The organism is Microbacterium commune (assembly GCF_014836945.1).
GTDB lineage: Bacteria > Actinomycetota > Actinomycetes > Actinomycetales > Microbacteriaceae > Microbacterium > Microbacterium commune.
This window is the reverse complement of record NZ_JACSPX010000001.1, coordinates 1,190,451-1,203,166: the sequence shown is the minus strand read 5'-3', so window position 1 is coordinate 1,203,166 and position 12,716 is coordinate 1,190,451. Positions and strand designations below refer to the sequence as shown.

The 12,716-nt window shown below is 68.8% G+C and carries 13 protein-coding genes and 1 tRNA gene; 7 read left to right on the top strand and 7 right to left on the bottom strand.

The genetic code is table 11. The features are described from left to right. Positions 1 to 9: 9 nt before the first annotated feature. Both H9633_RS05530 and H9633_RS05525 read right to left on the bottom strand, forming a co-directional pair. On the bottom strand, positions 10 to 501 hold the full coding sequence (locus H9633_RS05530; protein WP_191712395.1) for an FHA domain-containing protein FhaB/FipA: 492 nt from the start codon (positions 499 to 501) through the stop codon (positions 10 to 12). 73 nt (positions 502 to 574) lie between these two features. Next, positions 575 to 1,258, bottom strand: a complete 684-nt coding sequence (locus H9633_RS05525) for an FhaA domain-containing protein (protein ID WP_191712394.1) — start codon at positions 1,256 to 1,258, stop codon at positions 575 to 577. Between the two features lie 139 nt (positions 1,259 to 1,397). Here H9633_RS05525 and H9633_RS05520 point away from each other — a divergent pair. Then, positions 1,398 to 1,481 (top strand) — tRNA-Leu (locus H9633_RS05520). Between the two features lie 70 nt (positions 1,482 to 1,551). Here H9633_RS05520 and H9633_RS05515 read toward each other — a convergent pair. After that, positions 1,552 to 1,869, bottom strand: a complete 318-nt coding sequence (locus tag H9633_RS05515) for a DUF7882 family protein (protein ID WP_071641056.1) — start codon at positions 1,867 to 1,869, stop codon at positions 1,552 to 1,554. A gap of 128 nt (positions 1,870 to 1,997) precedes the next feature. Next, positions 1,998 to 2,162 carry a CsbD family protein gene (locus tag H9633_RS05510; RefSeq protein ID WP_313480197.1) on the bottom strand — a complete coding sequence of 55 codons (165 nt, stop codon included), beginning with the start codon at positions 2,160 to 2,162 and terminating at the stop codon, positions 1,998 to 2,000. Between the two features lie 650 nt (positions 2,163 to 2,812). Between H9633_RS05510 and H9633_RS05505 the strand changes: the two genes are divergently transcribed. Then, positions 2,813 to 3,019 carry a cold-shock protein gene (locus H9633_RS05505; RefSeq protein WP_071641060.1) on the top strand — a complete coding sequence of 69 codons (207 nt, stop codon included), beginning with the start codon at positions 2,813 to 2,815 and terminating at the stop codon, positions 3,017 to 3,019. 172 nt (positions 3,020 to 3,191) lie between these two features. On the opposite strand, the gene H9633_RS05500 is transcribed toward H9633_RS05505, so the two are convergent. The 3 genes from H9633_RS05500 to H9633_RS05490 are packed head-to-tail and all read right to left on the bottom strand — an operon-like array spanning position 3,192 to position 5,818. Further along, positions 3,192 to 3,860 (bottom strand): HAD hydrolase-like protein, encoded by a 669-nt coding sequence (locus H9633_RS05500; RefSeq protein WP_191712393.1) that lies wholly within the window; start codon positions 3,858 to 3,860, stop codon positions 3,192 to 3,194. A gap of 29 nt (positions 3,861 to 3,889) precedes the next feature. Further along, positions 3,890 to 4,585 (bottom strand): endonuclease NucS, encoded by a 696-nt coding sequence (gene nucS, locus H9633_RS05495; protein ID WP_191712392.1) that lies wholly within the window; start codon positions 4,583 to 4,585, stop codon positions 3,890 to 3,892. 9 nt (positions 4,586 to 4,594) lie between these two features. Next, the gene (locus H9633_RS05490; protein ID WP_191712391.1) at positions 4,595 to 5,818 is read right to left on the bottom strand and encodes an MFS transporter; all 1,224 of its coding nucleotides are present in this window, start codon (positions 5,816 to 5,818) and stop codon (positions 4,595 to 4,597) included. Between the two features lie 68 nt (positions 5,819 to 5,886). Here H9633_RS05490 and H9633_RS05485 point away from each other — a divergent pair, with 68 nt between their 5' ends. The 5 genes from H9633_RS05485 to H9633_RS05465 all read left to right on the top strand — a co-directional run bounded on the left by H9633_RS05485 (position 5,887) and on the right by H9633_RS05465 (position 12,710). Next, positions 5,887 to 6,960, top strand: coding sequence for a LacI family DNA-binding transcriptional regulator (locus H9633_RS05485; RefSeq protein WP_071641067.1), 1,074 nt, complete (start codon positions 5,887 to 5,889; stop codon positions 6,958 to 6,960). 104 nt (positions 6,961 to 7,064) lie between these two features. After that, on the top strand, positions 7,065 to 9,983 hold the full coding sequence (locus H9633_RS05480; protein WP_191712390.1) for a Na+/H+ antiporter subunit A: 2,919 nt from the start codon (positions 7,065 to 7,067) through the stop codon (positions 9,981 to 9,983). Then, complete coding sequence (locus H9633_RS05475) at positions 9,983 to 10,591, top strand: Na(+)/H(+) antiporter subunit C (RefSeq protein WP_191712389.1); 609 nt, start codon at positions 9,983 to 9,985, stop codon at positions 10,589 to 10,591. The genes H9633_RS05480 and H9633_RS05475 overlap by 1 nt, the downstream gene beginning before the upstream one ends. After that, the gene (locus tag H9633_RS05470) at positions 10,588 to 12,141 is read left to right on the top strand and encodes a Na+/H+ antiporter subunit D (RefSeq protein WP_071641073.1); all 1,554 of its coding nucleotides are present in this window, start codon (positions 10,588 to 10,590) and stop codon (positions 12,139 to 12,141) included. Before H9633_RS05475 ends, H9633_RS05470 begins: the two co-directional genes overlap by 4 nt. Then, a complete protein-coding gene (locus H9633_RS05465; protein ID WP_191712388.1) occupies positions 12,141 to 12,710 on the top strand; it encodes a Na+/H+ antiporter subunit E in 570 nt (189 codons plus the stop codon). The genes H9633_RS05470 and H9633_RS05465 overlap by 1 nt, the downstream gene beginning before the upstream one ends. Positions 12,711 to 12,716 lie beyond the last annotated feature (6 nt).

Here is a 12,716-nt window from a genome sequence, read left to right as displayed (position 1 = left end):
TGCGGGACCTTAGGATCGCAGCTCGAAGGTCGTGGCGCCCACCTTGATGGGGGTTCCGATCGCGACCTGGAGGGGCTTGTCGCCCAGGCGTCGCCCGTCGAGATAGGTGCCGTTGGTGGAGTCCAGATCCTGGATGGTCCAGATGTCGCCGCGCTTGGACAGTCGCGCATGGTGGCTGGAGGTGTAGTCGTCGCGGATCACGAGGCCCGACTCGCTGGATCGGCCGATCGACAGCGAGTCCGCCGAGCCCAGCGGCACCTCGAGCCCGGCCTTGGGGCCGGAGGTGATGATCAGGTGGGTGGGAGCCCGGCCGTTCGACGGCTCACGCGCCGGCGTGGGGGCGGGGGAGGCCGGGGGAGCAGCGGCCGCTTCACCGGCCGGCATCTTGCGCACCCGGACGCCGAACAGGTCGGCGCGGAGTGAGTAGACGACACCGAACACGAAGAACCACAGCAGCACCAGGAAGCCGATGCGCAGCAGCAGGAGCACGAGTTCACTCATCGGGCGGTCCCTTCGGATCGGAAGGCCGCGACCACAGCCGGTTCCTGAGCGAGCGCAGCGAGTCGAAGGGCACTCATCGGGCGGTCCCTTCGGAGTTCACCGGGACGACGTCGAAGGTGAGCTCGGTGCGGCCGATCGTGAACGATGTGCCCGGCGTGAGCGCGGTCTCGCGGATCTTCTGCCCATCGACCTTGGTGCCGTTCGTCGAACCCAGGTCGCGCAGCATCCCGCGCTCGCCGTCCCAGAGGATCTCGGCGTGACGACGGCTGGAGCCCGCATCGGAGATGGTGATGTCGGCGTCGCCGCCGCGGCCGATCACCGTGCGGGCGCTGGTGAGCGGATGCCGGCGGCCGTCGATCTCGACGACACCCTGCCAGTCGACGGTGCTCTCGACGGAGGAGCAGTTCACCCGCACGATGCCGGTGGCCAGGCTCTCGTCGGCCTCCATCGAGATGTGCAGCGGGCCGGCGAAGCTGTAGCCCTGCGCGCGGGCGTGCGTGGTCATCAGCGCGAAGAGCTCTTCGTGCAGCGCGCGGCCGAGCGTGCGCATCCGCTCGTGATCGTCCGGGCTGAGCCGCACGAGGTAGTCGCTGGGGGTGATGATGCGGTCGCGGCTCACCACAGCCGCGTTCGTGTCGGCCTCGCGCCGCAGCGCCGAGGCGATCTCCACCGGCTGGATGCCGCTGCGGAAGGTCTTGGCGAACGCGCTGTTCACAGCGCGTTCCAGACCTTTCTCAAAGCTGTCAAGTAGTCCCACGAGGTTCCTCTGGCATGCCGACCGGTAGGGCCATCGTAGTCAGGCGGGCTGGATAACCGCTTCTCGAGGTCGGAGCGGTTCGAAGCACGCCGTCCATCGTGATAGCCTTTCGAGGTTGAGTTCTCCGGAACGAGACGATGCGCGAGTGGCGGAATAGGTAGACGCGCTGGCTTCAGGTGCCAGTGCTCGCAAGGGCGTGGGGGTTCAAGTCCCCCCTCGCGCACAGAACGGCGAAGGCCCCGGATCATCCGGGGCCTTCGCCGTTTCCATCCGGCGTGACGACCGGCGCGTCGTCACGCCGGTTCGGCCGCAGCGTGGATGTACTCGTCCAGCACGAGCTCGCCGGTGGCGTTCAGCGCCGTCATGATCGTCGTGATGCGATCCGGCGCGACGGGCGGGAGCACCGCGGAGTCGAACCCGAACTGCATCGGGATCGCCGGGTGCACCCAGATCGTGGTGCGGGCGTCCTCGGCGTCGTCACCGCGCAGCCAGGTCAGCAGGAAGCTCTCGTTGCGTCGCAGCTTGGTGCCGATGACGATCTTCAGATGCACGAGCGTCTCGTCGTCGATCGTGATCGGCGGCGCGCTGCTGTCGTACTTCAGTCTTCCCATACTGGATGATAAGCCGCCGGACGCCCCGGGCGTGTCCATTCCGCGCGTGGGGCCGTCGGCGGGCGGAATGACGAGCGCCGCCGACCCGAAGGTCGACGGCGCTCAATCAGGCACGCGGGCCGTGAAGGTCACTTGTTGAAGGCGTCCTTGACGTCATCGCCGATCTTCTTGGCATCGGCCTTGACCTGATCGGTCTTGCCCTCTGCCTCGAGGCGCTCGTTGTCGGTGGCGTCACCGATGCCTTCCTTGGCCTTGCCCACGAGCTTCTCGGTGTTGTGCTTGGCGTCGTCCATGGCTCCCATGGTGTCTCCCTCCGTTCGGGGCGGGATCACCGCCCGGTCTGACGTGGAGATGCCAGCGTGTCATCCGGCTGTCGGATCGGGCCAAGGGATTGACAGGTGGAACGGGTCGCGTTACAGCTCGACGCCTGCCGCGGCTGCGCGAACGGGCAGACCGACATGCAGCGGCTCGGAGAGGTGATCGGCTTCGCTGTGCCGACAATTCCTCTCCGAGCCTGCAATCCCCATCTCATCCCCCAGGTCGTATCCTGGAGTGCACGCGGTGGGATCTGATCGCTTGTTCTCCGATTCCCCTTCGGTGACGGCTACTCCCCAGTTTCCGACGATCTCCGCATGCGATTGGCTCCCTGCCTGCATCTCCCCAGAAGCTGAGGCGAGGGGGCCGCTCTCATCATGACACTGATTCTCCGTTTTGTCCCCCATATGGGGGACAAATTTCTCGAGAAGTGTGTATGCTGAACCCCGACGCACCCTCCGGTCGTCTTCGGCCCCCACCGCTCCCCCCGCGGTGGGGGCCATCCATTTTTTCGTGCAACATTTGGGTCACCTTCCGATTCGGCCTGTTGACGGAAGGGTCCGCTGGGATAGCGTTAGCGCAGTCGGAGCATCCTGCGTCGACATGGCAATGAGCAGAACGGCAGTAAATGAGCACCCAGGGCACGGTCAAGTGGTTCAACTCGGAGAAGGGCTTCGGCTTCATCTCCCCCGATGACGGAGGCGCCGACGTGTTCGCGCACTACTCCGCCATCGCATCCAGCGGCTACCGGTCACTCGACGAGAACCAGCGCGTCGAGTTCGATGTGGCACAGGGCCCCAAGGGCCTTCAGGCCGAGAACATCCGCCCTCTCTGAGGCGGGTTTCGAACTCCCCGGTGCTGATCGGCGCCGGGGAGTTCTGCGTCTGCGGGCGTGCACTCCGGGGGCCGACACTCCAGATGTCGGACGGATCCCGCGAGAACGTCCGACATCTGGAGTGTCGGCCCCGGAATCGGATCGGATCGGATCGGATCGACCCGCGGGGCGCTCAGCCCAGCAGCAGGGCGTGCAGCTCGCCGGCATCCGCCGCGCGCGCCTTCGCGCCCTCGGCTTCGTCGGGGTGGCCGAAGCCCCATTCCGAGAAGATGACCGGGATGCCGTGCTCGGCCGCGCCGTCGACGTCGTGGTGACGGTCGCCGATCAGCACCGGGCGTGAGACGTCGACACCTGCCGAGCGCAGCCGGTCGAGTGCCTGGCCGACCACGAACGACTTGCCGTCGTGGTTGCCGACGGTTCCGACCCTGGCGCCCGAGACCGCGGTGAACAGCGGCGTCAGCTCGTAGTGGTCGAGGATCGCCTGCACCTGGTTCTCGGGTTTGGTGCTCGCCGTCGCCTGGGGGATGCCGGCGGCGTGCACCGCGCGCAGCACCTCGGCGACACCGGGGTAGAGGTCGACCGAGGCCGCGTACCCGTCTGCCGCGGCGAGTGCGCGGTACCGCTGCACCGCCTCCTCGGCCTGAGCGGCGTCCATGCCGGCGCGCACCTGGAACGACTCGAGCATCGGCGGGCCGATCCAGAGCGACAGCGCCTCGGCATCCGGTTCGGGCAGATCGTACGACGCGAACACCTGCTGCAGACGGGGCAGGATGCCGGCGGACGCGTCGGCGATGGTGCCGTCGACGTCCCAGAGGATGCAGGTGTATGGCGAAACGGGCATGCATCCAGCCTAGGCGGAGCGGAGGATGCTCAGAACAGGCGGGGGATGCCCGACTCGATGCCCTTCATGCCCTCGTAGTCGAGTACGACGCACCGGATGCCGCGGTCCTCGGCGAGCACGCGGGCCTGCGGCTTGATCTCCTGGGCCGCGAAGACGCCGGTGACCGGGGCGAGATGCGGGTCTCGCCCGAGCAGCTCGAGGTATCGGGTGAGCTGCTCGACCCCGTCGATGTCGCCGCGGCGCTTCACCTCTACCGCGATGGCGGCGCCGTGGGCATCCCGGACCATCAGGTCGACAGGACCGATCGCCGTCGGATACTCGCGACGCACCAGCGTCGCGCCTTCGCTGATCAGATCGACCTGCTCGGCGAGCAGCCGCTGCAGGTCGGCCTCGACGCCGTCCTTCTGCAGCCCGGGGTCGATCCCGAGCTCGTGCTGCGAATCGTGGATGATCTCGTAGATCTGCACGCGAAGCGCGTCACCGGTCTTCTTGTGGGTCACCCGCCACACCTCGATGACACCGGCGCCGGCCTCCTCCTCACCGGGGACCTCCGGCGAGAGGGAGCACGGCGGGCTCATCCAGTTCAGCGGCTTGTAGCTGCCGCCGTCGGAGTGCACGAGCAGGCTGCCGTCGCCCTTGTGCACCAGCAGGCGCGTGGCGAGGGGCAGGTGGGCGTTGAGTCGACCGGTGTAGTCGACCGCGCAGCGGGCGATGACGAGACGCACCCGACGAGCCTACTTCGTCAGGGCGGGCTCGTCGGCGCGCAGCGGCTTGGCGGCCGACGAGAACAGCCCGGACATGACCACGAGCGCGACGAGGATGAACAGCGTGTTCAGCAGTCCGATGTGCTCGCTGATCAGGCCGAGCACGGGCGGCCCGCCGAGGAACGCGACGTATCCGATGGTGGCGGCGGCGCTCACCCGCGCGGCGGCCTTCGCCGGGTCGTCGGCGGCGGCCGACATGCCGAGCGGGAATCCGAGCGATGCGCCGACGCCCCAGAGCGCGGCTCCCAGAAGCACCAGGGGGAGGTTCGGGGCGAGGATGAAGAGCAGGATGCCGGATGCCGCGGTCGCGGCGAGCACGCGCAGCACGGCCACGCGACCGAAGCGATCCACCAGCGGACCGCCGAGGAGGCGCACGACGGTCATGCCCACCGAGAACACGGTGAGCGCGAGCGCGCCCATGCCGACTTCCTGGTCATGGCCCTCGACGACGCCGAGGGCGATCCAGTCATTGGCGCCGCCCTCGGCGAACGACATGCCGAGCATGACGATGCCCAGCGCGTAGGTGCGCGGTTCGCGCCAGGCCTCGAGGGCGGTGTGCAGGCGCTGGCGGAACGGGGGCCTCTCGTCCGGGATCGGGTCGAGAGCGGCCTCGCGCACGGGCACCTGGAAGAAGCAGACGACGGCGGCGACGAGGATGACCGCGCCGATGATGGCGGCGTGGGCTGCGACGTTCATCGACAGCAGGGCGGCGCCGGCGCCGGCACCGGCGCCGATGACCGTGCCGAAGCTGAAGAAGGCGTGGAACACGGGCAGGATCGTCTTGCCCATCTGCTGCTCGATGGCGGTGGCCTCGACGTTCATCATCACGTCGACGGATCCGTTGCCGAAGCCGAACAGCACCATGCCCACCACCACGACGGGAACAGCACCGAACACGTCGGTGCCGAGGCCGATGAGGATGACGCCCGAGCCGAAGAGCACCATTCCGATCAGCATGCCGAGGCGTGCGCCGGTTCGGGCCATCAGGATCGGGCCGGTCGAGATGCCGACGATGGATGAGATCCCCATTCCGAGCAGCAGCAGTCCGATCTGCGCCTTGTCGATCTGCAGCGCGGCGGCGATGCTGGGCACCCGCGAGGCCCACGTGGCGATCGAGAGGCCGCTGGCGAGGAAGATCGCGAAGATCGCGAGCCGCCAGCGGACGAACTGTGAGCGGGTGAGGGCGGTGTCCATCCGACGATGATATCGAAACGATTCGATCGCGGAGAACCGCCGTGGGCGCTGCGAGATATCCTCGGAGCATGGGCACCGGCACGCGACGAGCGACCATCGCCGACGTCGCCCGCGAGGCGGGGGTGTCGACGTCGACTGCATCCGTCGTGTTCAGCGGCAAGGTGAACGTCGCAGACGCGACGCGCAAGAAGGTCGTGGCGGCTGCGGCCGCCCTCGGATACACCGGCCCCGACCCCCGCGCCGCCTCGCTGCGCACCGGTCGCAGCGGAATCGTCGGCGTCGTGCTCGGGGGAGACCTGCGGCATGCTTTCCTCGACCCGGTCACCACGGTGATGATGGACGGCCTGACCGATGCGCTGGCGTCGATCAGCACGGGCATCCTGCTGCTGCGCGACGACCCGCGTGACGACGAGCCGCCGGCGATCGCCGACGCGCCCGTCGACGCCGTCGTGCTGATCGGATGCTCGACGCGAGCTCGCGAGGTGCTCGAGGTCGTGCGGCAGCGTGGACTGCCGGTGGTGGTGATCGAGGGCGACGCAGGAGACGACGTGCCGCAGGTGACGCTCGACAACCGCGAGGCGAGCGCGACGATCGCTCGGCACGTGCGCGAGCTCGGCCACCGGCGCGCGGCCACCATCACCCTGGCCCTGGACCCCGTTCGCGAGCGTGCACCGCTCACGGCCGAGAGGGAGGCGGCGGCCACCGTCTCCATCACACTCGACCGGCTGGCAGGCTTTCGCGAGGCGTTCCCAGACGGGACGGGGATCACGGCGGCGGGCAGCCTGGTCGACGAGGGGTATCTCGCCGCGCGCACGCTGCTCGCCGAGACGGACGGGACGCTGCGCGCCGACCGGCCGACCGCGATCGTGGCGCAGAGCGACCTGCTCGCCGTGGGCGCCATCCGCGCCGCCGAGGAGCTCGGCCTGCGCGTGCCCGACGACCTCACGGTCGTCGGCTTCGACGGAATCGCCGCCGACGGTCTCGGCTCGCTCGAGCTCACGACGATGGCGCAGCCCGCGCTCCAGAAGGGTCGCGCAGCAGGGGAGCAGGTGGTCCGGATGCTCGAGGGCGAGCCGGGCGAATCCGTGCACTTCGCGTGCGAGTTCCGGGCCGGAGAGACCGCCGCGCCGCCCGCTCACTGAGCTCAGATGACGACCCGTCGCGTCATGAGTGCAGACGGACCCGTAGAATAGAGTCACATCGCCCGCCTGTGCCGGAAGGCCTCGACGAGCTTGAGGAGCCGCTTATGCTGTTGCTCCTCGCCGTGTTCCTGGCCGGGTCTCTTCTTCTCCCCGTCCTGGTGCGCTGGCTCGGAGCACAGGCGTTCGTGCTCGGGGCGCTCGTCCCCGCGGCGGCCTTCGTACACGCTCTCACGCAGGCCCCACAGGTGCTGGGCGGAGGCGATGCCCCGTTCGAGCTGTACCGGTGGATACCGCAGCTCGGTCTCGATCTGTCGATGCACATGGACGTGCTCGGGTGGGTGCTGACGCTGATGGTCACCGGCGTCGGAGCCCTCGTGCTGCTCTACTGCCGCTGGTACTTCTACGACGACGGGCGTGAGGTCGGTCAGTTCGCCGGTGTTCTGCTCGGCTTCGCCGGAGCGATGTACGGGCTGGTCCTCACCGACGACCTGGTGATGCTCGTGATGTTCTGGGAGATCACCAGCATCCTGTCTTACCTGCTCATCGGCCACTACCGGCGACGCGCGGCCAGCCGACGTGCCGCCCTGCAGGCACTCCTGGTCACCACGCTCGGCGGGCTCGTCATGTTCGTCGGCGTGATCCTGCTCGTCGTCGACGCCGGCACGGCCAGCATCCGGCAGCTGCTCGCCCTCGCCCCGACCGGACCGATCGTCGACGTCGCGATCGTGCTGCTGCTCATCGGGGCGATCTCGAAGTCGGCCCTCTTCCCGTTCCACTTCTGGCTCCCCGGCGCGATGGCGGCGCCCACGCCGGTCAGCGCCTACCTGCACGCCGCAGCGATGGTGAAGGCGGGGATCTACCTCATCGCGCGCTTCGCGCCGATCTTCGCGCTCTCGGCTCCGTGGCGTCCGATCGTCATCACGCTCGGGGTGCTCACGATGCTGCTCGGCAGCATCCAGGCGTTGCGCGAGACCGATCTCAAGCGCATCCTCGCCTTCGGCACCGTCAGTCAGCTCGGCTTCTTCGCCGTCGTGGTCGGCTACGGCACCCCGGCGGCGGGGCTCGCCGGCCTCGCCCTGGTCATCGGGCACGCCCTGTTCAAGTCGGCGCTGTTCCTCATCGTCGGCGTGATCGACCGCCAGCTCTCCACGCGCGACATCGACGAGCTGTCCGGGGTCGGGCGCCAGGCGCCGGTGATGGCGACCGCCGCGTTCATCTCGGTGGCCTCGATGATGGGCGTCGCCCCGACGATCGGCTACGTCGCCAAGGAGTCGACCCTCACCGCGCTTCTCGAGGACGCCCTGCACGGCTCCGTCTGGGGGTGGGTGGCGCTGGTCGGGGTCACGATCGGCGCGATCCTGACCGCCGCCTACGGCTGCCGGTTCCTGTGGGGTGCGTTCTGGCGCAAGAATGATGCCGACGGCGCACACCTGCCTGAGACGCCCTGGCCCGATCCGCCGGTGGGCTTCCTGTCGGCGCCGATCGTGCTCGCCGGTCTCACGATCACCGCAGGCATCGGCGCGCCCGCCGTCGACGTCGCCCTGCAGGGCTACGCGAGGACGCTCGGCTCGGGCGAGCCCGGTCACCTGGCGCTCTGGCACGGGCTGGAGCCTGCGCTGCTGCTCTCGCTGGGCGCGATCGCCGCGGGCATCGGGATGTTCATGCTCAGCATCCGCACCGGGTGGGACCGTCGCCGTCGCCTGATGCGCTTCACCGCCGCCGACGCGTACTACCTGGTCATGCGCGGCGTCGACCGCCTCTCGGTGCTGACCACCAGCGTCACGCAACGCGGTTCGCTGCCGCTGTACGTCGGAACGATCTTCGTCGTGCTGCTCGCCGCCGAGGCGACCGCGCTCGCCGCCGCGATGCCCGAGCGGCTCGCCCTCTCGGCCTGGCACACACCTGTGCAGATCGTCGTCGCGCCCGTGATGGCCGTCGCCGGCATCATCGCCGTGCGTGCCCGCAAGCGCTACACCGGTGTCGTGCTCGTCTCGGTCACCGGGCTCGGCATGGTCGTGCTCTTCGCGACGAGCGGTGCGCCCGACCTCGCACTCACGCAGATCCTCGTCGAGACCGTCACGATGGTCACCTTCGCCCTGGTGCTGCGTCGGCTGCCCTCGCGCATGGGTGAGCACAACGCCTCGGTCGGTCGGATCCCGCGGGCTGTGCTCGCCGTGGGCGTCGGGGTGGTGATGGCGTTCGTGGCCATCGTCGCCACCCAGGCGCGCATGTTCGACCCGATCTCGATCGACTTCCCGCAGCTCGCCTACGACCTCGGGCACGGCAAGAACGTCGTCAACGTCGCTCTCGTCGACCTGCGCGGGTGGGACACGATGGGCGAGCTGAGCGTGCTCGTGCTGGCCGCGACAGGTGTGGCATCCCTCGTCTTCGTCACCCACCGCGCCGACCTGCTCTCGGCCACCCGCGACCTGCCCGAGACGAAGCGCCGCTCGACCGCGCGCCGGCCCATGGTCGAGACCGACGAGGGCCTGCGGTTCCAGACCGCGGAGAACAGCGGCGCGCCCCGCGCGTGGCTGGTCAGCGGCCAGCAGATGAAGGCCGAGAACCGGTCGATCCTGCTCGAGGTGATCGTGCGGGTGCTGTTCCACACGATCATCCTCGTGTCGATCTATCTGCTCTTCGCGGGCCACAACCTCCCCGGCGGGGGTTTCGCCGGCGGCCTGGTCGCGGGAATGGCCCTCGTGATGCGCTACATCGCCGGTGGGCGGTGGGAGCTGGGCGCCGCCGCCCCGACCGACGCCGGACGACTGCTCGGCGGGGGACTCATCCTCGCGGTTGGCGCCGCCCTGCTGCCGCTGTTCTTCGGCATGGCGCCGCTGCAGAGCACGGTGTGGGAGGCGGAGGTACCGCTGCTGGGACACCTCGAGTTCGTCAGCTCGACCGTCTTCGACGTGGGCGTCTACCTCGTCGTCATCGGCCTCGTGCTCGACGTGCTGCGCAGCCTCGGCGCCGAGGTCGACCGACAGGCTCTCGAGGTGCGCAGCAAGGGGGCGGTGACCTGATGGACGTCTCGCTCACCCTCATCGTGATCATGGGCGTGCTCTTCGCCGCCGGGGCCTACGCCATGATGGAGCGCAGCCTGACCCGCGTGCTCATCGGCTTCCTGCTGCTCGGCAACGCGACCAACCTGCTGCTGCTGATCGTGATGGGCGTGCCCGGATCTGCGCCGTTCTACGGCGAGGAGGGTCCGGTGAGCGACCCGCTGCCGCAGGCGCTCACGCTGACGGCGATCGTCATCACCTTCGCCGTCTCGGCGTTCCTGCTCGCTCTCATCTACCGGTCATGGCAGCTCGGACAGGCCGACACCGTCGAGGACGACCTCGGCGACATCGCGGTCCGCGAGCGCACGGACGCGGAAGAGGATCTGTTCGACGACGAGTCCACCGCCGAGGAGGAGTCCGCGACGACCGACTTCGTCGGCGTCACCACCGCGCCGATCACCGTGCTGAACATGCGCGATCACCCCGCCATCGTCGACGATGCCCCGGTGGACGTGCCGGACGCGCCGGCGCCCGGGTCCGACGCGCGCACCGCGTCGCGACCCCGGGATGACGCGGCCCCCCGGGCCGACGAGGCTCCCCGGGCCGACGAGGGCGAGGACAGATCATGAGCGCACTCGTCCCCCTGATCGTGATGCTGCCGCTGCTCGGCGCGGCCGTCACGCTGATCTTCGGCCGCAACCCCCGCCTGCAGGTCGTGGTGACCACCGCCACGCTCGTGGCGGTCTCGATCATCGCGGCGGTGCTGCTGGTCACGGTGGACGCCTCGGATCAGCCACTGGCCGTCTCGGTGGGCGGCTGGCCGGTGCCGTTCGGCATCATCCTCTACGTCGACCGTCTCGCTGCGCTGCTCGTGCTCATCTCGAGCATCGTGCTGCTCGCGGTGCTGCTCTTCTCGATCGGTCAGGGTGCCGCAGACGGCGACGAGGAGACGCCGATCTCGATCTTCAACCCGACCTACCTGATCCTCGCCGCCGGCATCTTCGACGCGTTCATCGCCGGTGACCTGTTCAACCTGTACGTCGGATTCGAGATCCTGCTCGTCGCGTCGTACGTGCTGATCACCCTGGGCAGCACCGAATCCCGCATCCGCACCGGAGCGGTGTACATCGTCGTCTCGCTCGTGTCGTCGATCCTCTTCCTCGCCGCGATCGCGATGATCTACGGCGCCGTGGGCACGGTGAACATGGCTCAGGTCGCCGAGCGCGTCGCCCAGCTGCCGCAGGAGACCCAGCTGGTACTGCACCTCATCCTGCTGATCGCGTTCGGGATCAAGGCCGCCATCTTCCCCGTGTCGTTCTGGCTGCCCGACTCGTACCCGACGGCGCCCGCACCCGTCACGGCCGTGTTCGCCGGCCTGCTGACCAAGGTCGGCGTGTACGCGCTGATCCGCACCGAGACCCAGCTGTTCGCGAGCAACGACATCAACACGCTGCTGCTGATCGTCGCGCTCGCCACCATGGTGATCGGCGTGCTCGGCGCCGTGGCGCAGGCCGAGCTGAAGCGGATCCTGTCGTTCACCCTCGTCAGCCACGTCGGCTACATGATCTTCGGTCTCGCGATAGCGACGGAGGATGCCATCGGCGCCACGGTGTACTACATCGTGCACCACATCGTCGTGCAGACCACCCTGTTCCTCGCTGTCGGGCTCATCGAGCGCAAGGCGGGCAGCACGTCGATCCTGCGCGTGAGCGGGCTGATGAAGGCGGCGCCGGTACTGGCCCTGCTGTACTTCGTGCCCGCCATCAACCTGGGCGGTCTGCCGCCGTTCTCGGGTTTCATCGGCAAGGTGGCGCTGTTCGAAGCGGCTGCGAACGTGGGCACCCCGTTGATGATCGTGCTGATCTTCGGTGGCATCCTGACATCGCTGCTCACGCTCTACGCCCTGATGCGCGCGTGGAACCTGGCCTTCTGGCGCGAGGACGACGGGGGCGTCGAGAACGACGGCCGCATCGAGTACCTCGGCAATGCCCCGGCGGCCGACGAGCAGGGCGAGACCCGCGAGATCCCCGCGATCATGACGTATGCCACGGCAGGCATGGTCTCGGTGACCGTGGCGCTGACCGTCTTCGCCGGTCCGCTCTATGCGATCTGCGACCGGATCGGCACCGGCCTGCTGCAGCCCGTGACCCTCGAGCAGATCGACGAAGGGACGGGCTGATGAAGACCGACACCCGCCGCCGGATCATCCGCGACATCCTGCTCCAGCTGCCGTTCATGATCTGGCTGGTGCTGCTGTGGATGCTGCTCTGGCAGCAGTTCACACCGCTGGCGGTCGTCACGGGCATCCTGGTCGCGGTCTTCGTCACCCGCGTCTTCCGGCTGCCCACGGTCGAGCTGGTCGGCCGCGTGAACGTCTGGCACTCCCTGGTGTTCATCGTGCGCTTCGTCGGCGCGGTGGTCACGGGGGCGATCAGCGTGACCATCCAGGTGTTCGACCTCCGGCGCCAGCCGGGAGCCGCGATCATCGCGATCCCGCTGCGCTATGCCGACGACATCCTCACCACTCATGTCGCCGTGACCGCCTCGCTCATCCCGGGGTCGCTGGTCGTGGAGAGCGACCGCGACCGACGCATCATCTACCTGCACGTCATCGGCGTGCGCACCCGCGACGAGGTCGACAGGTTCCGCGAGGGAGTGCTCCGCTGGGAGCGCCGCATCGTGCGTGCCGTGGGCACGCCCGAGCAGTACCGGGCCCTGAAGGCCGACAAGAGCGGAGGCGCACGGTGAACCCGC